We start from the raw sequence: 18,583 nt of genomic DNA, 5'->3' as shown, positions 1-18,583 counted from the left end.
AGTCTCTCCAACGATGGGCGCTTACGGCGGAATCGAAGCATTCGTCCTAGAGCTAGGACGCTATTTGAACCAATGCAATTCCTACGCCGTCAAGCTATGCTTTAAACTCGTTTCTGGCTACAAAATTGATGTCCGACTAGAGCAAATTCTTACCGAATCTCCACTCAACTATACGGTGGTTCAAAAATGCTCACGCGAACTCTATCACGAGATTCGATCTGCTGACATAGTGCACATGCAAAACGCATCGCCCGATGTCGCGATGCTAAGCAGACTTTGCGGTGCAAAGCTAGTTCAAACAATCCATAATCATTTGCACGATCGGGGCTTCCTACGCACCTGCACTTGGAAGTTTGGCGCAGCGTTAGCAGATCTTCGCATCTATAATTCAAACTTTGTCCAAGACTCTTGGACACGCCACCAGACACCTCGAGATCTGGTGATCCCTACTGTATCGGAATTCACACAGAATTTCGCGCCATTCGAGACAAGACGCGGTTTTGTGTTTCTTTCCAGACTCATTCCAAACAAAGGGGCCGACACGCTGATCCAAGCCTACAGCGCAGCCGACATCCCCCATCAGGATTGGCCCTTGCATATACTCGGGGATGGCCCCTTGCGCCAGGAACTCGAAGCCATCGCAGCTCAAGGTCCAAGCAGTATTCATTTTGCAGGCTTCATCAGTGAAGCAGAAAAGCAAAAAACGCTACGCCATGCACGTTGGCTGATTGCTCCGCCCAATACTCGCGAAGACATGGGCCTCACTCCGCTCGAAGCACGCGCAAATGGTATTCCAGTTATTGCAACACGCGATGGCGGGCTTGCTGAATCTGCGGGAGCCGATGCCCTTATCTGTACACCAGGCAATGTCAGCGAATTACGAGCTCTTATCGAAAAAGCCGCAGCAATGCCATCAGCAGAATATGAAAAGCGCTCACACGGAGCATTCGAGTCGCTCAAGACTCACCTAAAACCAATGAGCATCTATCCCGAGCTCTACCAACAGTTACTCAAAGCATGAGTGTAGTGCTAGCGCACCCCACGGGTAACAATTTTGTGCGCGAAGCTGCCATCGCACTGCATACAGCTGGCCAACTAACCTCGCTGCATTTAAGTATCGCAGCCTGCGGAACAAATTTTTTCCAGCAAATCGCAAAACTACCGGGGATGAGCGAGATCAGTCGGCGCGAATACCCCAACGAACTGTCGCCAGTGTTATCACTACATCCATCACGCGAAATGGTTCGCTTGCTCGCGCAAAGACTAGGCATGCAATCACTGATTCAACACGAGACTGGCTGGGCATGCGTCGATTCCTGCTACCACTACTTCGACCAGAAAGTGGCGAGTCACATTGCACGTCAAAAGGCACTCGATTCAGTTTACGCCTACGAAGATGGCGCTCTTCAAAGCTTTGCCGCAGCCAAGGCCAAAGGAGCTCGCTGTATATACGATTTACCCATTGCCCACTGGCAACTGAGCAGACAGATTCTGGAAGAGGAATCCGAGCGCCTACCTGCGTGGTGCCAAACCATGACTGGTGCGATGGACTCCGATGCAAAGCGCCAACGAAAAGATGAAGAACTTGCACTTGCCGATTCCATTATATGCCCGAGCCAGTTCGTTGCGGATTCCATCCCTAAATCCGTCCGCCTAGAGAAGCCTGTGCATGTCATTCCTTTCGGATCGCCCGAAAACATTCCGGCTCCCCAGCCACGAAAGCAGCACAATGGGAAGCTACGCGTGCTATTCGCGGGTTCCATGACTCAGCGTAAAGGCTTGGGCGATCTCATGGCGGCAATGCAAATGCTCAGTCCTGAGAAGTTTGAACTGCATGTTCTCGGCAGTCCAGTGGCACCAATTTCATTTTACCATGAGCAATGTCCTGGATTTATCCATCATGCGCCTCGACCACATACTGAGGTTCTTAAGCTCATGCAAAGCTGCGATATTTTTGCCCTGCCTTCGCTAGTTGAAGGACGAGCTTTGGTTCAACAAGAGGCACTCTCTTGCGGTCTACCAATAATCGTCACTGCGAACGCGGGCGCCCAGGATTTAGTCGAAGACGGCAAGGCCGGATTCCTTGTCCCGATCCGTTCCCCACAAGTCATCGCCGAAAAGCTGGAAATCCTGCACCATGACCGCGACTTACTCAAATCGATGCAGGCCGCAGCACCACTCAAAGCAGCGTCTGTCACTTGGGCTAACTATCGATCCGGCATCGTGTCCGCAGTCAGTCGCGCATGAAGATTCTCCTGCTAGCAAACTACGAGCAAGACAATCAATTCAGTATGCTGGGCTTTGCTGGAATGATGAAAGCTGGTTTGGAACAGACTGGGCATGAGGTTACCATGTTCCAACCACGAGTAAATTTTGGTAAGGGTCGCAACACTCATCAGGGGATTGGCAAGTGGCTAGGTTATTACGATAAATACATCATTGGACCTCGAAACCTAAAACGCGTCATTAAGAATTCGAGCCCGGATATTGTTCACATTTGCGACCACGCCAACGCAGTTTACCTACCGCATATAAAAGGACCGAAGACAATCGTCACCTGTCACGATCTCTTCGCGATTAAAACATGGCTGGGGAAAATTGCCGGTCAGTCAAAATCTGCCATCGGCGCACTCCAGCAAAAGTGGATCTTCAACCACCTAATAAAATCGCCCTCAATTGCCTGCGTCTCACACGCCACTCGAGATGACCTCAACACACTCGCACCCGAAACCAAAAGTCGTACCAATGTCATCCTCTCGGGCCTACCATATCCATATGAACCTCTTCCCCCTGAGCAAGCAGACAAGATTATTTCAGGCGCAGAGCTTGTAACGATTTCCGGTGAGCCCATGCCGCGAAAGTTCATTCTGCATGTTGGCAACAACAGTTGGTATAAAAACCGTATTGGCGTTATCGAGATAGCCAAGAAGGCTTTCGGCTCTGTTTCAGACATCGGCCTGGTGCTTGCTGGACAACCAGTAAACGAGGAGCTTCGCCATGCAATGGTTGGGCTCGAAGACCGCATATCAATCTTGGAACGGCCTTCTAACTCGGTCCTTCAAGCTTTGTATTGCAAAGCAACTTGTTTTCTTTTCCCGTCGCTAGCCGAGGGATTCGGCTGGCCTCCACTCGAGGCACAGGCCTGTGGTTGCCCAGTAGTTGTTTCCAACATCGAACCTCTACGCTCCAATTGTAAATCTGCGCTTTTCATCGATCCCCTCAACACCTCTGATTCTGCACAGCACCTAGTTGGACTATTAAACGATTCCAGTCGGCTAAGGAAACTAAGTCTCGATGGGCTTAAAAATGCAGAACGCTTCAAGCCAAAGGCGATGATTGATGCCTACATTTCGCTTTACGAACAAGCAGTTCGCTCCCATGCCGCATGAAGATATTGCGACTCATACATTCGGCAAATCCACAAGGTGGCGGGCCGATCATGGGCATCACTCTATCCACCCGCCTCTTCATCGAACGCGGGCATGAAGTCACGCTTGTCAGCTTGGATGATCCAGCTAAAGCACGAGATTACAAGATCCCGGGTGACTTCATTCCAATCGGCCCCGGTAAAAGCAGCTTTGGCTATTGCCCAAACTTAGATCGCTGGCTCTCAGAAAATTTGAAGCACTTCGATACCGTCATCATCCACGGCACATGGCAGTATCATGGCTTCGCAACATGGCGCGCAACCCGATGCTTGGGCAAAGAAGCGCCTCCCTACTTCGTTTTCACCCACGGCATGCTCGACCCGTGGTTCAAGCGTGCCTACCCCCTCAAACACCTTAAGAAATGGCTCTACTGGCCTTGGGGAGAGTATCGTGTTCTGCGTGATGCAAGGGCAGTTCTCTTCACCTCCGAAGAAGAGAAACTCCTGGCTCGCGAATCCTTCTGGCTCTATCGCGCTAACGAGCAAGTCGTCAGCTATGGGACGCTGGCGCCAGCAATTTCCGAAGAAGACATCAAGACGATCTGGTCGAAACTTTGCCCTGCAAAGTTAACGGGCCCCTATTTACTCTTCCTTGGACGCCTACACATCAAGAAGGGCCTCGATTTACTTATTTCAGCTTATCGAGATTTAAAAGCAAGCGGCTGCCAACTACCCGACTTGGTCATTGCTGGCCCGGAGCAAGATCCCACTTTTGCCAAAGAGATCAAGAAGCAAGCAGCCGACGACCCGCAAATTCACTTTATCGGCATGCTATCGGGCAATGATAAATGGGCCGCTCTCGCAAACGCCGACGCATTGATCCTGCCATCACATCAGGAAAACTTCGGTATCGTCGTCGCTGAATCTTTGGCGATGGGCACACCAGTCTTGGTTAGCAACAAGGTAAACATCTGGAGAGAAATCGATAGCGATGGCGCTGGCTTCGTGGCTCACGATAACTTAGCCGGAACCAAGCAATTGCTCGCTTCATTTCTGGATATACCTGTCGAGAAAAAGCAAGCTATGCGCCTTGCAGCAAAAAGATCCTTCGAGTCTCGCTTCGAGCTTGAGCGTTCGATTGACGAACTCATCGGCATCATCACACCATGAGCCCGCTAGACCTGACAGTCGTGCTGCCGGTGCGCAATGAAGAGCGCAACCTTGGCGAAGCACTCAAGGCATTAGGTAAAGACTTTGCGATGCAAAGTATTGTCGTCGATTCCAATAGCACAGACCGCACCGTAGCCATCGCGAAAGAACATGGCGCTGAAGTCATCAATTTCGAATGGGACGGCAAGTTTCCCAAAAAGCGCAATTGGCTGCTGCGCAATCACACGCCGACAACCGAGTGGGTGCTCTTCCTCGACGCCGATGAATGGCTTACCGATGACTTCAAGGCCGAGGTTCGCGCAGCGCTCGCTAACACCGAGCACGTCGGCTTCTGGCTGAACTACACAATCTACTTTGAAGGCAGGCCGCTCGAGGGTGGCTATCCACTGAAGAAACTCGCGCTGTTTCGAGTGGGCGCAGGCGAATATGAACGTATCGATGAAGATCGCTGGAGCCAACTCGACATGGAGATTCACGAGCATCCAGTGCTCGATGGAACCACCGGCGAAATAGAAGCAAAAATTGATCATCGTGACCTACGGGGACTCGACCATTGGAAAAAGAAACATGCAGATTATGCCGCTTGGGAAGCTCATCGCTACTTAGCGATCAAAGACAACTCTGCGTTGCAAAGTAAGTGGAGCACTTTCCAGAAAATCAAATACCGACTAATGGGCACTCCACTGCTGGGCCCCGTATTTTTCTTTGGCTGCCTCTTCGGTATGGGTGGCTGGCGTGACGGCAAACGCGGCGTCCAATGGGCTTTGCTCAAGGCCAGCTATTTCAATGAGATCAGCCGAATGGTAAGAGCTGAGCAAAAACAAAAAAGCTAGCCATCCACTCTTACACAGCGGCTTGTCAGGAGACTGCGCCCTACCCTTTCACAAAAACAGCCCGTTCACATCGAACGGGCTGATTCGTTTTTAAAAGGTCATTTGCGCACTGCGCAAATCTAACGGTGCAGCGGGACGCTGCTAGTTTTCAATCCAGAATTCGGTCTTGGAATCGTTGACTGCTTTCACGTAACCGGCGCGGATGGTGAAGTCGCCGAACTTCTCGCCTTCCTTGCGCTCCTTGGCGTAACGAAGGAGTATCGGCTTAAGCTCGTCGAGCACCTGCTGATGGGTGATGCTATCGCGGTAAAGCTTGTTCACACGGTTACCGGTAAAGCTGGCGCCGAGGTAGAGGTTATACTTACCCGGGCTGCGGCCAACGAAACCGATTTCCGCAAGGAACGGACGAGCGCAACCATTTGGGCAACCCGTCATGCGGATGACGATTTCGTCTTCACGCAGGCCTGCTTCGTCGAGTATATTTTCGATATCCGTAATCAGGTCGGGCAGGTAGCGCTCGGACTCGGCCAACGCGAGGCCGCAAGTCGGCAGGGCCACGCAGGCCATCGAGTTGAGGCGCAGGCCGCTGGTGTTCAAGCGATCCATGATGCCGGCTTCCTGCAAAATCTTTTCAATCGCCGGCTTCGACTCTTCCGAGATCGCGCCGATGACGAGATTTTGATTCGCACTCAGGCGGAAGTCGCCGGTGTGAATCTTAGCCACTTCGCGAAGCGCGGTCTTCATCGGGAAATCAGCGGTGTCGAGCACGCGACCGTTCTGGATGAACAGCGTCAGGTGCCACTTGTCGTCGATGCCTTTCACCCAGCCATAACGATCGCCAGTGTGTTCGAAGGTAAAGTCGCGGGCTTCTTCAATGGTCACGCCGGAACGCTTAGCGACTTCGGCACGGAAGGCGTCGAGGCCCATGTCTTCGACGGTGTATTTCAGACGGGCATGCTTGCGGTCGCTGCGGTCGCCATTGTCGCGCTGAGTGGTCACGACGGCTTCAGCAATCTTGATTGCGTCTTCGGTCTTGATGAAGCCGAGCATCTGAGCGACGCGCGGATAAGTCACCTTGTTGTTGTGAGTCATGCCCATGCCACCGCCGACAGTCACGTTGTAGCCGATGAGCTTGTCGTCTTCCACAATCGCGATGTAGCCGAGGTCGTGCGCGTAGATGTCCACATCGTTGCTTGGCGGAACCGCGATTACGGTCTTAAATTTGCGCGGCAGGTAAGTCTTGCCGTAGATCGGCTCCACGTCCTCTTCGCTGGACTCCAGCTTCTCGCCGTCGAGCCAGATTTCGTGGTAGGCGCGGGTGGCGGGGGTCAGGTGCGTGTTGATGTCCTCAGCCAGCTTCTGCACCTCAGCATGGACAGCGCTCTGGTAAGGATTCGGGTTGCACATGACGTTGCGGTTCACGTCGCCGCAAGCCGCAATGGTGTCGAGGCAAGCGTCGTTGATCTCCTTGATCGAGCGCTTGAGGTTGCTCTTGATGATGCCGTGAAACTGGAATGCCTGGCGCGTGGTGAGCTTCAACGTGCCGTTGGCAAATTGATCAGAGATGCGGTCCATCTCAAGCCACTGCTGCGCGGTGCAGACGCCGCCCGGCACGCGCACACGCGCCATGAAGCTGTATGCCTTATCAAGCTTTTGCTTGCGACGCTCGTTGCGCACGTCGCGGTCGTCTTGCTGGTAGATGCCGTGAAACTTCGTCAGCTGGCCATCGTCGTCGGACAACGCTCCCGTGCTAACATCGGCCAATCCTTCCAGGATCGTACCCCGGAGAAAGTTACTGTTCTCCTTAATCGTTTCGTTCTTCGACAACTTCTTTGCGGTGGTTTCGGCCATAATCATTAGAAAGTTGGGCGAGTTTTCGCTTCCTGACAACAAAATTAAGTATCTTAGGCAATATAGTCAAGTTAATGGCCAGCGTCTTTAGCTACGCTTATTCGGCAGCTATTTTAACTCAAAGAAAATTTACGTATCCCCCACGTCACATAAAGCAGCTTCACTCAGTCTGCACCTCTGCCACGCAACCCCCAAAAGCACGCCAGTATACTATAGCCAAGGACATCAGCCCGTAGCCGAGTAGCCAGACCTTGCCCGAGGGAAACGGCGATATCCAATACGCGTCGCCAAGGTAGATGAGCACTTTATTACCGATTTCGCCAATGCCGTAAACGCCCCCGTCCAAGGAAAAGTTCCACCAGGGTCTGTCGCCAACAAACATCATCAAAGCGCTTTCTAGTAAAAACTCACCTATGGCCAGGATGTTCATTCGTGACAGCTTTTTCTACGCTAAAGTCAGCGGCACAGACGGATCAAACGTCATGCTGCCAATAGGCTGCTCCTGCGACTCCGGGTCGAGCCAACCGGCAAAAGCGATCATCGCGGCGTTGTCCCCGGTGTGCTTGCGTTGGGCCATGAGCACTGGCAGGCGCTTTCTGCGGGCGAGCGTTTCCATCTCCTCGCGGAGCAGGGTGTTGTTCGCAACGCCACCCGAGAGCCCAATGCTCGCAACCTTGGTTTTGGCCAGCACGTGGCGCGTTTTGTTAACGAGCTGGCGCACAATGGCCGCCTGGTAATCCGCGCAAATGTCGGGCAACGCGCCGGCAAGCTCGTCATCGGTCATCGCTTCGAGCTGGTAGCGCAAACTGGTCTTCAGCCCGGAAAAGCTAAACCGAAAGTCGGTGCTTTTGGCGATGCCGGTGGGAAACTCAAAGCGTCCGGTCTTGCCCTTGGCGGCGGTCTTTTCGATCTGAATCCCGCCCGGGTATGGCATGCCAAGGAGCTTGGCCCCCTTGTCGATGGCTTCGCCAGCGGCGTCGTCGACCGTCTGGGCAAGCAGGCGGATGCGGCGCTGTTCATCGATTAAAAACAGCACCGTGTTCCCGCCCGAAACGAGCAATCCAAGATGCGGCAGTAGCTTTTGAAAGTTCGCTTCGAAGTCTTGGGGGGCCTCCGCATGCAGGGCGATGAACGGCGAAAACGCGTGCCCGCGCAAGTGGTTGACCGACACCAAAGGCGCGCCCCAGGCGGTCGAGAGCGACTTGGCCACCGCGATCCCGACTGCGAGGCAGCCCGCGAGCCCGGGCCCGGTCGTGACCGCGATCTCATCCACCGGCTCCAGCGCGACATCAGCCTGCGCCTTGGCCAGCAGCGGCCCGAAATTATGCACGTGCTCGCGGCTCGCCAGGTCGGGCACCACGCCGCCGTATTCGCCATGCAGCGCGATCTGCGAGTGCACCCACTCGCCCAGCATCCCCGCCTCGCTGTCAAACAACGCCAGGGCCGACTCGTCACACGAACTTTCTATCGCCAGGTATCTCATCGCAAAAAAACTTCCGCGCCAATGCTTGCGCGAACCTCCATGAGGAACAATCTTTTGCGCCGTGGCAACCCGTGAAACCATCCCCGCCCCACTCCTTTCCGCCTTCCGCGACGCGGCCGACGCCGAGGGGTGCCTGACCTACGCCGACTTCTCGCGCCTCGCGCTCTACCACGAGACCGAGGGCTACTACCGGCGCGACCGTCAACGCGTGGGCAAAAAACAGGGCACGGACTTCTACACCTCCGTCTCCGTAGGCAACGTCTTTGGCCGCATGATCGCCGAGGCCGCACGCCAGCTCATTGCGCCTCAAAACCCGTCGGACTTCACCTTGGCCGAGATCGGTGCCGAGCCCGAGGGGGGTATGTTTGCGGGCGTCGAAACCGGCTTTGGCGCGGTGAAAACTTTTCCGCTTGGCCATGAATTCCAACCCGATCCGCATACCGTGCTCGTGGCCAACGAAATCCTCGACGCCCAGCCCTTTCACCGCCTCGAATTCTACGAGGGAGCGTGGCGCGAATGGGGTGTGGCGGTCGATGGCGACTCCCTGATCGAAGTTCCGCTGGATAAATTGAGCGAGCCCGTTCAGAAACACCTCGCCGACGCCTTGCCCGCGGAATCGCTCCCTGGTTACCGGCTCGACATCGCGCTGGAAGCCGAAACGCTCGTCCAACAATGGGCGGCGGGCAACTGGTCGGGCGCGATGATCCTGATCGACTACGGCAAGGACTGGCCCGAGCTGACCACCGTCACCCCGCAAGGCACGGCCCGCGCATATTTTCAGCATCAGCAGCACAACGAGCTCCTCACTCTACCCGGCCAACAGGACCTCACGACCCATGTCTGCTGGGACCGCATCGAGGCGGTGCTCAAAGCATCGGACTTCGCACCCCTGCCCTACGAGCGGCAGGAAGCATTCTTAGTCAAACGCGGCTGGGCCGAGATCGAGCGTCTCAGCGCCGACTTCGAAAGCCGCCGCCAACTGCAATCCCTGATCCACCCCAGCGGCTTCGGATCGAAGTTCCAAGTCCTCGCGGCCACGCGGTGAGTGGTGGCAATTTTTAGGTAGAGACGGTTGCCCTCAACCGTCCGTCATAGATCGCTGGACACCAATTGAAGCGCGGACGGTTGAGGGCAACCGCCCCTACCTTCAAAATATGTAAACTCGCGCTGTAGGGGGGCCGAGGGGGGGGGTAAATCCACCTTAAATTGATTTCAAAGAACACTGCACAACTCGCCCGATCGCCGGGACGGGGCGCAGGTGGGACACAGGCGACTTAGAGGCCACCGGTTGGAGTTGCCCCCAAGATGCCCGGGCAACGCCAATTGACGCGCGCGAAACTACGGCAGGGCAAAGCTCACACGTCGACGCTGCGTTGACTTGGCTGGCATAGGGCGTCGGCGGGCAGCACGCTAGTGGCCTTGGGCGTCGCGGATTGGTTGCTGTCACCAAGTCAGCCCGCGAATAAGCCCGCCAAAAACGTTGCTGCGCCGCGCGCGACCGAAAGGCCCGCATGGCGTCGACTGGGATACCTCAGTGGAGTTGCTAAGGCGGATGCTGTTGGAGGAAGTTCATCTGTGTGTCAGTTCGGTAAATTACGAGTAGTCAGTGGCGAATTGGAGGAGCGCGAAATTTCAGCGAGCACTGCATTGAACGGCGCTATGCTGAGAGCCAGCGTAAACACTTGCCGAAGGTTCACGTTCCGGGAGTGAGGCGCTGACGTAGCATAGGCGGGAGGCAACGCAGAAAGGCGCTTTAAAGTGATCAATTAGACACTAAACGACACCCCGTTCAGCGCCAAGCAAAAAGTGAACGCGTGAGCATTTTATTAGAGCATTCTTCATCTAACTTGGCCGAATCAGATGGGGATGAGATTGGAGGCAGCGCAAGGCGGCATTGATTGAGCGGGCTGGAAGCCCGTGATTAATATGCCAACGCCGCGACCTTCCAATCTGGCCCCAAGCCTTTAACCGAGCGCTTTTCCGCGTCAGCTTCGTTGGCCTTTCACTCACGCACTTCCAGTGCGCTACGATCAAGCTGCCCTGCTGGACACGAAAAATCACTGCGGCCTGATCGGCAAAGTTAGGTGAAAAGTGCTCTAGTGAGCATCTCTCGCAATTAACACACGTTGGGGATCAACGACTTATACCGTTTGTCAAAAGATTTGAGAGTTTCGCAGTATCACTTGTTGTAATAAAACTAATTTCAAACAGGAAGATCGGAAAGAGCGGGAAGTTTCTTGCTGCTTCCCGCTCTTTCCGAGCTTCCTGTTAAATCCACCGCATCCTGGGTTCTTTTTAAGTCTCAATAAGGTTGAGAATCGGTATAAGTCTGCAAAAAAATCCCGCTTCGCAGGGCGAAACGGGATTTGAAAGGTTGTTCGCTTCGACCGCTTAGGCAAGCTTGGTCAAGCGAGCGCTGAGCTCGGCCTTGCTGGTCATGCCGATGATCTGGTCAACCACTTCGCCGCCCTTGTAGACGAGCATCGTGGGCAGGCGATTCACGCCATACTTTGAGGCCAGTTCGGTGTTTTCTTCGACGTCGACCTTGCAGATTTTGATCGTGCCATCGAGCTCTTCGGCGAGCTCGTCGAGGATAGGCGCCAGCATTTTGCAGGGTCCACACCAAGGAGCCCAAAAGTCCACGAGGACCGGGGTGCCGGCTACTAATACTTCGCTATCGAAGTCGCTGGAAGTGAGTTCTTTGATTTTTTCAGATGTTGCCATGTGATCTTGGTCGGAGTTTGTCCGGATTCCTTACCCGCCCATATTCATGAATGTGAGGGCAGCGAAAGCCAAGGTAGCCACGGCGGCGATTGCGTCAAACGCAACCCACACAATGCTCATACCTGTATTTTCTTCTTCCTCAGGCTGCTGTTGTGCGTGGCGGCCTGGAGCAGGTGCTGCCTTCGGGCGGGGAGCAGAGCGCGGCGCTGCAGCTGCGGGCTTAGGCAGCTTGGAAGTCGCAGGCTTGGCAGCCGAGGTGCCTTCGGCCTTGGCAGCCGGGACAGGCAGCTTGGTCGGGCTGGCCTTAGCAACAGGAGTGGGCAAAGGTTGCTTGGCGGCCGGCTTGGCTTCGACAGGCTTCTTTGCTGCAACTGGGGTCGGCTTGGGCATCGGAACGACCTTGGGCTCTTCCTTTGCGGCAGGCTTGATCTCCGGCTTGGCTGTTTCCTTGGCAACCGGCTTGATTTCGGGAGTAGCGGGCTCTTCCTTCTTTTCTTCAGCCTTGACCTCTTCCTTAAATGGCGCACGCGAGATGTCCAACTTGGTGGGCGTCGGGCGCGGGATGGGCTTGGGCTCAAATTTCTTTGCTTCGGGCTTGGCGGCTTCCGGCTCCGACTTCTTTACTTCGGGCTCAGCTTTCTTCGCCACTTCTGGAGCGGGCTTCACTTCAGGCTTGGATTCGGCCTTGGGTGTTTCTTCTTCGTCACCCCAAGTGTCTGCTGGCTTGGTCGTTTGATCGATGCGCGGCGCGAAGGGTGAGCGGGTCACCTTAAACTTTGGTTTTTCGATCGGCGCTTTGGGGCCGTCAGCCACTGTATCCTTGGCAGCCTCTTCGGTGGCGTCCGATTCAATCTTCTTACGAACGGGCTCGGGAAGACGCGCCTTAGGACGCTGACGCTTTTTGGGGAAAGCTGCATCGCGAGACACCACTTCACCGGGAAGGCTCGCAGCGATCTTGGCTAGACGTTCCTTGTCAGCATCGGAGGGAGGGGTAGGCTTGTCCGGGTTGGTGTCACTCATAGCAAAAAGATTTCAAACTGATCGGTGTATGTCAAGCGCTCGGAAAGCGCATTAACGCTAACACTATCATCTTTTTAGCGATTTTTGCACCCTGGTAGCCTGAAAAGCACACCACTCAGAGAACAAGCCCAACCGCGAGCAAACCGCTGTAGAACAGTAAGAGTTTGGCCGTCTGCGCGAGCACCAGTTGAAAGTCGTCTCGCGATTTAGCACGCCGCAGCAGGATGCAAAGAAAGATGCCTAGCGGAACCATTCCCAGTGGCAGCAGCATAGTCCAGCCATAGCCGCGCAGGGCCAAGCCAACTGGAATGCCCAGGGCCAGCACAACGCTGCCGACATATTGACGCCAAGCCGCTGCTCTGCCCAAACGCACCACCAGGGTTCGCTTGCCAGCCACGCGGTCGGTTTCCAGATCACGGTAATTATTCACCACCAGCAGATTCACCGAAAGCGCCCCTACTCCCGCCCCCAGAAGCCAGGCAATGTTGGAAAACACACCAGCCTGAACGTAATAGGTGAAACCAACCGCCACGAGGCCGAAAAAGATAAACACAAAGACGTCGCCCAGGCCGTTGTAGCCGAGCGGATAAGGCCCACCGGTGTAAGCCACCGCACAGATGATGCTCAACACGCCTACCAGCACCAGCCACCAGCCGCCCCAGTAAACCAGTGACAAGCCAACGATAAACGCAAGTCCGAGGACCATAATCGTGGCTCGTTTCATCGTGGCCGGAGTAATCAGACCAGCAGCAACGGCGCGTGTCGGCCCAATGCGCTCCTGAGTATCGGCACCCTGCACGAAGTCGAAGTAATCGTTGGCAAAATTCGTCCCGACCTGGATCAATAATGCAAAGGCCAGGCAAATCAAAGCGGGCGTCACCGAGAGCACGCCATCATGCGCCGCCAACGCTGTGCCAACCAAGACTGGCGCAATGGCGGCGGGCAGCGTTTTCGGCCGCGCCGCAAGTATCCAGGCGCCAATCTTCATGCAAGCTTGACTGGTCGCCTACAGCGGTTTCGCCATGATCTGAATACGGCGCGAGAAGGTCTGCCCGTATTCATCCACCAGCTTAAACCACAGATCCGTATCCCCATCCGAGCCCTTCAGAACGCTCGCATCGTTATTCTGGATCAGCTGCATACCTTCATTCGACATGACCGTCACCGTGATGTCCACAAACTCCAAGGTCCCGGTCACAGTAGGATCATCCACTATGTTAAGCTTGTTGGTATACTGGAAGTTCTGTCCATCGCCTGTTCCATCACCTCCAGAGGTAATTGAGCGTAACTCCCCATTCTCATCAGTATACCAGAACACCAAGCTGAAATCTACGATGTTTGCAGCCAGAAAGTTTTCCATCCTGCTGATTGTATTAATATTAACAGTGCCAACATTGCCATGTTGATCATAATACCCGGAGTCCATGATCGCATCCCTCAAGAGAGCCTGATCGCTGCCCATCACATCCTCGAAAGTATGCTCTGAATCGATTAACAGGCGATAGAGGCCAAACATCGGAAAAGTCGAACTGCTACTCGCAGTGCCGCCAGTAACCGGATCCTGATACTTTAGTGCGTAGCCTACCGTACAAATGTCTCCGTAAATTGGCAAGCCCCCACTGGTCTCGCGTGGTCGGTCCTCCACGCGCGCCATAAAGTAAATCTCAGGCATTTCAGGCAAAGCGCCATCAAAACTTTCGATCTGAGTCGAAGTGGAAGGTTCATCATATATGACATCCAGCCAGCAAAAATCTCGATTGCGCAGCACCATCGTCTCCAAGTCCGTCGCCATGATGTCCAGCGCCACGCGCGCCTCGTAATTCGCAGTCAGCTGACCAGTTGATCGATTCCAAACTGTGAGCACGTTCGTGGTCAGGCTGAGGACGATCAAAATAATGATGGTCATGATCCCGGTCGCAGCCAGGATCTCGATAAGGGTAAAACCTTTTGCTTTGGTGTCTTTATGCATGACAGATCAACGAAGCTTAGCCGTGGTGTAGCTGAAAAGAGGGTCAATAGTCGTGTTGAGATCATCAAGACCGCCACTCCCCCGGGCAATGGCTTGGCCAACGTCGATGGCGTAAATCGATACAAGGATGGGGAAATAGCCTTGGACTGCGAGGTTGTCCGGCTCGAAATCATAGGTATTGGCACCATCTTGCATACCCTCTTCCAAAAAGACGACGAAAACCGATCCTCCATCCAGCTCCGCTCCACTGGTACCGTCGAAAGCCTCTTGAAAATCGGTGAAGTCGCTGCTGTATTTCAGAACAACTGGCGAATCTTGACCAAATCCCGTACGCTCGGTCCAGAAATACAAGACGACTACATTTTCCATCATCATCCCCAAATCTTCGAACTTGCTGGTGGAAGTTTCATTCACCGTTTTCTCGTAGATTTCGTCACTCATCAGGGCGGCGTTCAGGCGCGTGCGCACACCATTGGCTTCGTTACTGTCTACCACATCACGAACCGAAGACATCGTGGGACCAAACAACCCCAACAAGGCCAAAATCGATACCGCGATGACACCAACGGCCAAAATCACCTCAGTGAGAGAGAAGCCAGCCTGCGCGCGCAATTGAGAAGAACTAGGGATAGTTGATTTCATAGAAAAGATTATTGGTTAGCCAACGCGGATTCTACGTGCCCCGCTTCATCAAGATTGATGACCCCACCAAAACGACGAACCGCAAAACCATTGGTTTGATAGGGCTTAATGATCACATCACTCACCTCGCCATCGTCTGATTCTGAACGGCCAGCGCCAAACACTACGATGTCACCAGGCGATTTCGCCGAACCGTCGCTGTTAAAAGCATAGTAATACCACTGGTTCGGATTCGCACCAGCAGCCGTGACGGGATAAGTAAAAGAATCTGTCTGGCTATTGCTGCTGGAAATGAGGCTGGTCTCACTGTCTTCGACGCTAACTCTGCCACCATCACCATTCTCCGGAACATAAAACACACCAGCTGGCAAATAAACACCTGAGTTAGCGGGCAACCAAGTATCGCCTTCACCATCATCATTGGTATCTGCCCAGTAGACCACGCCCATGTAGCGGAGGTATTTTTTTTCAGCATCGAGCCCGCCGCTGTTATCGGCATAGATAATCACCGCCGCATCTGTGCGACGCATGGAGGCCACCGTCCGGGCAGCCTGAAACATTCCAATCGCGGCGCTTTGGCCGGACTTTAAATTCGCACTGGTGTTATCTGGCAGGCTCAGACCGATCACCGCCGCCATCACGGAAATAATCGCAATCACGGCCAACAACTCGACCAGGGAGAAACCTGTTTTACGACTGTTCGTGGTTGTGGCTCTCATCTTACCAGTTCGTTACGGTTTCATAATCTTCGCCATCAGCCTCATCCACCCAAATTGCGACCCGAGTTTTCAGATCGTCTCCGTCCACGTCATCGGGGGCGTTTGAAATATCAACTATACCATCACCATTGGCGTCAACCTTGATGTGAATATTCGGATTTCCGAAAGCATCCACCAAGACATAGTCCGTGCCTTCCTGCAGCTCAGAATCTCCAAACGAGTAAAAACCGATTGCTTTGCGGTTCTCAGACGTGTCACGCTCACCAGTGCTGGGATCACGGCCACTCAACGCCTTCATGAAGTCTTGGCTTTTGCTGCCGCCATCGAGCACCAACTCACCTTCAGTCGCCAAACTGCCAATCTTCGGATAGTGGCCGTACTCATTCTTGTAGGCCTCCAACGCAGTGGCCCAACCGCTAAACTGAGCCTTGGTCTTGGCCTTGAGCGCATTTTTCTTTGCGCCACCCACTACCGGAATCAGGATGCCAGCCAGAATGCCAATGATGGCCACAACGGTTAGCAGTTCAACGAGGGTAAAGCCGCGGCTTTTGTTTGGGGTGTGCTTCTTCATGTTTTTAGAATTCTTGTCCGTAGATAAAGTTATCAACATTTTTGTCGTCGTCAAAGTAGTCGGGAGGCAGGTTGCCAGTTGACAAATCTGTGCTGTCACTATCGCTATCGCCCCCTTCGCAGACCAAAATAAATGCTGGAAAATTCCAAGTGGAGGTGTTGTTGCGTTTGTAGTAATAAATGTAATTATTCCCCCAAGGGTCTTGGAAGCGACCATTGGAATCGATAGTGAAATCCTCCTCATCAATGAACGGGCGACGATTAGCGGTAGGAACTGTATCATTAGGGTTCACCGTAGTATCGCCATTTCCATCTGTCGTTGGCGTCATCTTATACTCCCCGGTAAGGTGCTTCACCAAATTTTCGGTGTCGTCCTCACCCAGCCAGGGGTAGTCGCCATATTTCAGTTTATAGCTTTCCAGAGCGGTTGCAATGGCCTGCATCTCTGCCTGAGCCTTCGAGCGCGCCTGCTTGACCGCAATGCCACGCGTCAAACCAAACACAATCGACGAAAGGATCGCAATGATGGCAATGACGATCAGGAGCTCAACCAAAGTGAACCCTTGGCGACGCTTGACGGAAGGATGCTGATAATCGGGGTGGTGATAAAGCATAGCTGAAACTATAAATTTGCGGCTTGAGCAGGCGTCTGTCAAATAAAGACAGAGCCATATGTTGAGTATCACCCGGCAGGGGATTTTGCACGGGTGACGGGTCTTACGACCTTAAATCCGCGTACCGTCTTCCGAAACACGCGCATGGAAGGCCTCCAGCACACGTTTCGTGATCTCTCCGGGCTTACCGTCGCCGATTGGGCGGCCGTCAATTTCGACCACGGGCACCACCTCCGCAGCGGTTCCAGAAAGGAAGCACTCCTGCGCGATCCAGAGGTCATAGCGGGTCAAATTCGTCTCCACCAACTCGATGCCGAGATCCTTGGCAATCTCTACCACGGCCTGGCGCGTAATGCCTGTCAGCGAACCCGCATTCACTGGTGGAGTGAAAATTTTGCCACCTTGCACGATGAATGCATTGTCCCCGGTGCACTCGGCCACGTAGCCCTGATCGTTGAGCATAAAGGCCTCAACGTAGCCCAAATTACCCGCCTCAATCTTGGCGAGAATGTTGTTCAGGTAGTTCAGGCTCTTGACCATTGGAGGCAGCGCCGCCGGGCTGTTGCGACGGGTCGCCACCGTGATGACCTTCAGGCCGTCAGTGTAGAACTCCTTGGGGTACAACTGAATCTGGTCCGCAATGATGATCAATTGCGGCTCCTTACAGCTCTTGGGCGAAAGGCCCAGCGAACCCACGCCACGCGAAACAATCAGGCGGATGTAGCCGTTTTGCAGACCGTTTTCACGACACGATGCACAAACTGCTTCCGCGATCTCCGCACGGGTCCAAGGCATTTCCAGCATGATGGCGCGCGCGGAGAACTCCAAACGCTCCAAATGCTCATCCAGCTTGTAGACGTTACCGTTATACAGGCGAATGCCTTCAAAGATGCCGTCCCCATAGAGGAAGCCATGGTCAAAAACCGAGACCTTGGCGTCCGCCTGGTCTACAAAATCGCCGTTCATGTAAACTTTCATCGCAAAACGAAACTCGATAGCTGTTCCCTTCGGCTTTGTCTAGTGCCTTTTCACTTTGAATAAAGGTCACTAACGAAAGAATTCATGCATCGCCAGCCATTCTCGACTTGAATAAAATGAGGCATTCAGGCTATAGTTGAAATTTAGAAGATGAAAAAAGTAATCCTCAGCATGCTGGCTCTTGGTTTCGCGGCTTACGCGTTCGCCGAAACTGGGTCAATCCACGCGCCCGCCACCGGTGACGACGCTGCCCTGGATTATGATCCCAATGCCCAGTTGCAGGAGTTTTTCAACGCCCTACCCAACGATCTGCAAAGCCGCATCGGCGACTACCGCGAAAAGGCAACCATTGTCGCACAGGAAGTCGCAGAATACAACGAACGCCCACGCAACGGCCTACCCCCATCGTCTTTCAAATCTGCGCAACGCAAACGCATGAAAATTGAGGCCCAAATGGCCAGCCTCCGTCTCGAGCAAAAAGCCATTGCCAAGGAATACTATGACCTCCTGGCCTCCGGTTGGACACCCCCCAACAACTCCAACATAATCCGCCTCCTCGTCGCCCAAACCAACGACCAACCTGCCGCCACTTAGGCAAACGCCCCGTTGCATTGGTCGCTTGCCCAGTGGGCCAAGAGCCAAA

The 18,583-nt window shown here is 54.0% G+C and carries 19 protein-coding genes; 7 read left to right on the top strand and 12 right to left on the bottom strand.

What is annotated here, in order from left to right:
- Positions 1–13 precede the first annotated feature (13 nt).
- From RBB62_RS06665 to RBB62_RS06645, 5 genes are read left to right on the top strand one after another with little or no spacing between them, the layout of a single operon-like run.
- Positions 14–1,021 carry a glycosyltransferase family 4 protein gene (locus RBB62_RS06665; protein WP_309397961.1) on the top strand — a complete coding sequence of 336 codons (1,008 nt, stop codon included), beginning with the start codon at positions 14–16 and terminating at the stop codon, positions 1,019–1,021.
- Positions 1,022–1,056: 35 nt separating this feature from the next.
- Positions 1,057–2,247: a glycosyltransferase gene (locus RBB62_RS06660; RefSeq protein WP_309397960.1), complete on the top strand. Its 1,191-nt coding sequence runs from the start codon at positions 1,057–1,059 to the stop codon at positions 2,245–2,247.
- Complete coding sequence (locus RBB62_RS06655) at positions 2,244–3,389, top strand: glycosyltransferase family 4 protein (RefSeq protein WP_309397959.1); 1,146 nt, start codon at positions 2,244–2,246, stop codon at positions 3,387–3,389. The genes RBB62_RS06660 and RBB62_RS06655 overlap by 4 nt, the downstream gene beginning before the upstream one ends.
- A complete protein-coding gene (locus tag RBB62_RS06650) occupies positions 3,386–4,537 on the top strand; it encodes a glycosyltransferase (protein ID WP_309397958.1) in 1,152 nt (383 codons plus the stop codon). Before RBB62_RS06655 ends, RBB62_RS06650 begins: the two co-directional genes overlap by 4 nt.
- Entirely contained in the window at positions 4,534–5,370 is an 837-nt protein-coding gene (locus RBB62_RS06645; protein ID WP_309397957.1) for a glycosyltransferase family 2 protein, read from the top strand. The genes RBB62_RS06650 and RBB62_RS06645 overlap by 4 nt, the downstream gene beginning before the upstream one ends.
- Before the next feature lie 141 nt (positions 5,371–5,511).
- On the opposite strand, the gene RBB62_RS06640 is transcribed toward RBB62_RS06645, so the two are convergent.
- The 3 genes from RBB62_RS06640 to tsaD all read right to left on the bottom strand — a co-directional run bounded on the left by RBB62_RS06640 (position 5,512) and on the right by tsaD (position 8,704).
- Positions 5,512–7,221, bottom strand: a complete 1,710-nt coding sequence (locus tag RBB62_RS06640) for an NADPH-dependent assimilatory sulfite reductase hemoprotein subunit (RefSeq protein ID WP_309397956.1) — start codon at positions 7,219–7,221, stop codon at positions 5,512–5,514.
- Positions 7,222–7,381: 160 nt separating this feature from the next.
- On the bottom strand, positions 7,382–7,651 hold the full coding sequence (locus tag RBB62_RS06635; protein ID WP_309397955.1) for a hypothetical protein: 270 nt from the start codon (positions 7,649–7,651) through the stop codon (positions 7,382–7,384).
- Positions 7,652–7,666: 15 nt separating this feature from the next.
- Positions 7,667–8,704, bottom strand: a complete 1,038-nt coding sequence (tsaD, locus tag RBB62_RS06630; RefSeq protein WP_309397954.1) for a tRNA (adenosine(37)-N6)-threonylcarbamoyltransferase complex transferase subunit TsaD — start codon at positions 8,702–8,704, stop codon at positions 7,667–7,669.
- 61 nt (positions 8,705–8,765) lie between these two features.
- On the opposite strand from tsaD, the gene RBB62_RS06625 reads away from it, so the two are divergent.
- A complete protein-coding gene (locus RBB62_RS06625) occupies positions 8,766–9,749 on the top strand; it encodes an SAM-dependent methyltransferase (RefSeq protein WP_309397953.1) in 984 nt (327 codons plus the stop codon).
- A 1,346-nt stretch (positions 9,750–11,095) separates the two neighbouring features.
- Here RBB62_RS06625 and trxA read toward each other — a convergent pair.
- From trxA to ilvE, 9 genes are all read right to left on the bottom strand, one after another.
- On the bottom strand, positions 11,096–11,428 hold the full coding sequence (gene trxA, locus RBB62_RS06620) for a thioredoxin (RefSeq protein WP_309397952.1): 333 nt from the start codon (positions 11,426–11,428) through the stop codon (positions 11,096–11,098).
- Positions 11,429–11,458: 30 nt separating this feature from the next.
- Complete coding sequence (locus RBB62_RS06615) at positions 11,459–12,448, bottom strand: hypothetical protein (protein ID WP_309397951.1); 990 nt, start codon at positions 12,446–12,448, stop codon at positions 11,459–11,461.
- A gap of 115 nt (positions 12,449–12,563) precedes the next feature.
- Positions 12,564–13,436 carry a 1,4-dihydroxy-2-naphthoate polyprenyltransferase gene (locus RBB62_RS06610; protein ID WP_309397950.1) on the bottom strand — a complete coding sequence of 291 codons (873 nt, stop codon included), beginning with the start codon at positions 13,434–13,436 and terminating at the stop codon, positions 12,564–12,566.
- Between the two features lie 18 nt (positions 13,437–13,454).
- Positions 13,455–14,417, bottom strand: a complete 963-nt coding sequence (locus RBB62_RS06605; protein ID WP_309397949.1) for a PulJ/GspJ family protein — start codon at positions 14,415–14,417, stop codon at positions 13,455–13,457.
- Positions 14,418–14,423: 6 nt separating this feature from the next.
- Complete coding sequence (locus tag RBB62_RS06600; RefSeq protein WP_309397948.1) at positions 14,424–15,059, bottom strand: type IV pilus modification PilV family protein; 636 nt, start codon at positions 15,057–15,059, stop codon at positions 14,424–14,426.
- Between the two features lie 8 nt (positions 15,060–15,067).
- Positions 15,068–15,778, bottom strand: coding sequence for a type II secretion system protein (locus tag RBB62_RS06595; RefSeq protein WP_309397947.1), 711 nt, complete (start codon positions 15,776–15,778; stop codon positions 15,068–15,070).
- 1 nt (position 15,779) lies between these two features.
- Entirely contained in the window at positions 15,780–16,349 is a 570-nt protein-coding gene (locus tag RBB62_RS06590; protein WP_309397946.1) for a type II secretion system protein, read from the bottom strand.
- A gap of 4 nt (positions 16,350–16,353) precedes the next feature.
- Positions 16,354–16,962 carry a prepilin-type N-terminal cleavage/methylation domain-containing protein gene (locus tag RBB62_RS06585; RefSeq protein WP_309397945.1) on the bottom strand — a complete coding sequence of 203 codons (609 nt, stop codon included), beginning with the start codon at positions 16,960–16,962 and terminating at the stop codon, positions 16,354–16,356.
- Positions 16,963–17,073: 111 nt separating this feature from the next.
- Positions 17,074–17,940 carry a branched-chain-amino-acid transaminase gene (ilvE, locus tag RBB62_RS06580; RefSeq protein ID WP_309397944.1) on the bottom strand — a complete coding sequence of 289 codons (867 nt, stop codon included), beginning with the start codon at positions 17,938–17,940 and terminating at the stop codon, positions 17,074–17,076.
- Between the two features lie 150 nt (positions 17,941–18,090).
- On the opposite strand from ilvE, the gene RBB62_RS06575 reads away from it, so the two are divergent.
- Entirely contained in the window at positions 18,091–18,534 is a 444-nt protein-coding gene (locus tag RBB62_RS06575) for a hypothetical protein (protein ID WP_309397943.1), read from the top strand.
- Positions 18,535–18,583 lie beyond the last annotated feature (49 nt).

The sequence above is a fragment of the Cerasicoccus maritimus genome (assembly GCA_031296935.1).
Lineage (GTDB): Bacteria > Verrucomicrobiota > Verrucomicrobiia > Opitutales > Cerasicoccaceae > Cerasicoccus > Cerasicoccus maritimus.
The sequence above is the reverse complement of the archived record's forward strand: the minus strand, read 5'-3'. Positions and strand labels throughout refer to the sequence as shown.

What these genes read in the sequence shown, in the direction of transcription:
- RBB62_RS06610 (WP_309397950.1), bottom strand. Translation starts at nt 13,436, where the DNA reads ATGAAGATTGGCGCCTGGATACTTGCGGCGCGGCCGAAAACGCTGCCC.
- trxA (WP_309397952.1), bottom strand. Translation starts at nt 11,428, where the DNA reads ATGGCAACATCTGAAAAAATCAAAGAACTCACTTCCAGCGACTTCGAT.
- RBB62_RS06665 (WP_309397961.1), top strand. Translation starts at nt 14, where the DNA reads ATGGGCGCTTACGGCGGAATCGAAGCATTCGTCCTAGAGCTAGGACGC.
- RBB62_RS06605 (WP_309397949.1), bottom strand. Translation starts at nt 14,417, where the DNA reads ATGCATAAAGACACCAAAGCAAAAGGTTTTACCCTTATCGAGATCCTG.
- RBB62_RS06585 (WP_309397945.1), bottom strand. Translation starts at nt 16,962, where the DNA reads ATGCTTTATCACCACCCCGATTATCAGCATCCTTCCGTCAAGCGTCGC.
- RBB62_RS06600 (WP_309397948.1), bottom strand. Translation starts at nt 15,059, where the DNA reads ATGAAATCAACTATCCCTAGTTCTTCTCAATTGCGCGCGCAGGCTGGC.
- RBB62_RS06650 (WP_309397958.1), top strand. Translation starts at nt 3,386, where the DNA reads ATGAAGATATTGCGACTCATACATTCGGCAAATCCACAAGGTGGCGGG.
- RBB62_RS06575 (WP_309397943.1), top strand. Translation starts at nt 18,091, where the DNA reads ATGAAAAAAGTAATCCTCAGCATGCTGGCTCTTGGTTTCGCGGCTTAC.
- RBB62_RS06655 (WP_309397959.1), top strand. Translation starts at nt 2,244, where the DNA reads ATGAAGATTCTCCTGCTAGCAAACTACGAGCAAGACAATCAATTCAGT.
- RBB62_RS06615 (WP_309397951.1), bottom strand. Translation starts at nt 12,448, where the DNA reads ATGAGTGACACCAACCCGGACAAGCCTACCCCTCCCTCCGATGCTGAC.
- tsaD (WP_309397954.1), bottom strand. Translation starts at nt 8,704, where the DNA reads ATGAGATACCTGGCGATAGAAAGTTCGTGTGACGAGTCGGCCCTGGCG.
- RBB62_RS06590 (WP_309397946.1), bottom strand. Translation starts at nt 16,349, where the DNA reads ATGAAGAAGCACACCCCAAACAAAAGCCGCGGCTTTACCCTCGTTGAA.
- ilvE (WP_309397944.1), bottom strand. Translation starts at nt 17,940, where the DNA reads ATGAAAGTTTACATGAACGGCGATTTTGTAGACCAGGCGGACGCCAAG.
- RBB62_RS06640 (WP_309397956.1), bottom strand. Translation starts at nt 7,221, where the DNA reads ATGGCCGAAACCACCGCAAAGAAGTTGTCGAAGAACGAAACGATTAAG.
- RBB62_RS06595 (WP_309397947.1), bottom strand. Translation starts at nt 15,778, where the DNA reads ATGAGAGCCACAACCACGAACAGTCGTAAAACAGGTTTCTCCCTGGTC.
- RBB62_RS06635 (WP_309397955.1), bottom strand. Translation starts at nt 7,651, where the DNA reads ATGAACATCCTGGCCATAGGTGAGTTTTTACTAGAAAGCGCTTTGATG.
- RBB62_RS06645 (WP_309397957.1), top strand. Translation starts at nt 4,534, where the DNA reads ATGAGCCCGCTAGACCTGACAGTCGTGCTGCCGGTGCGCAATGAAGAG.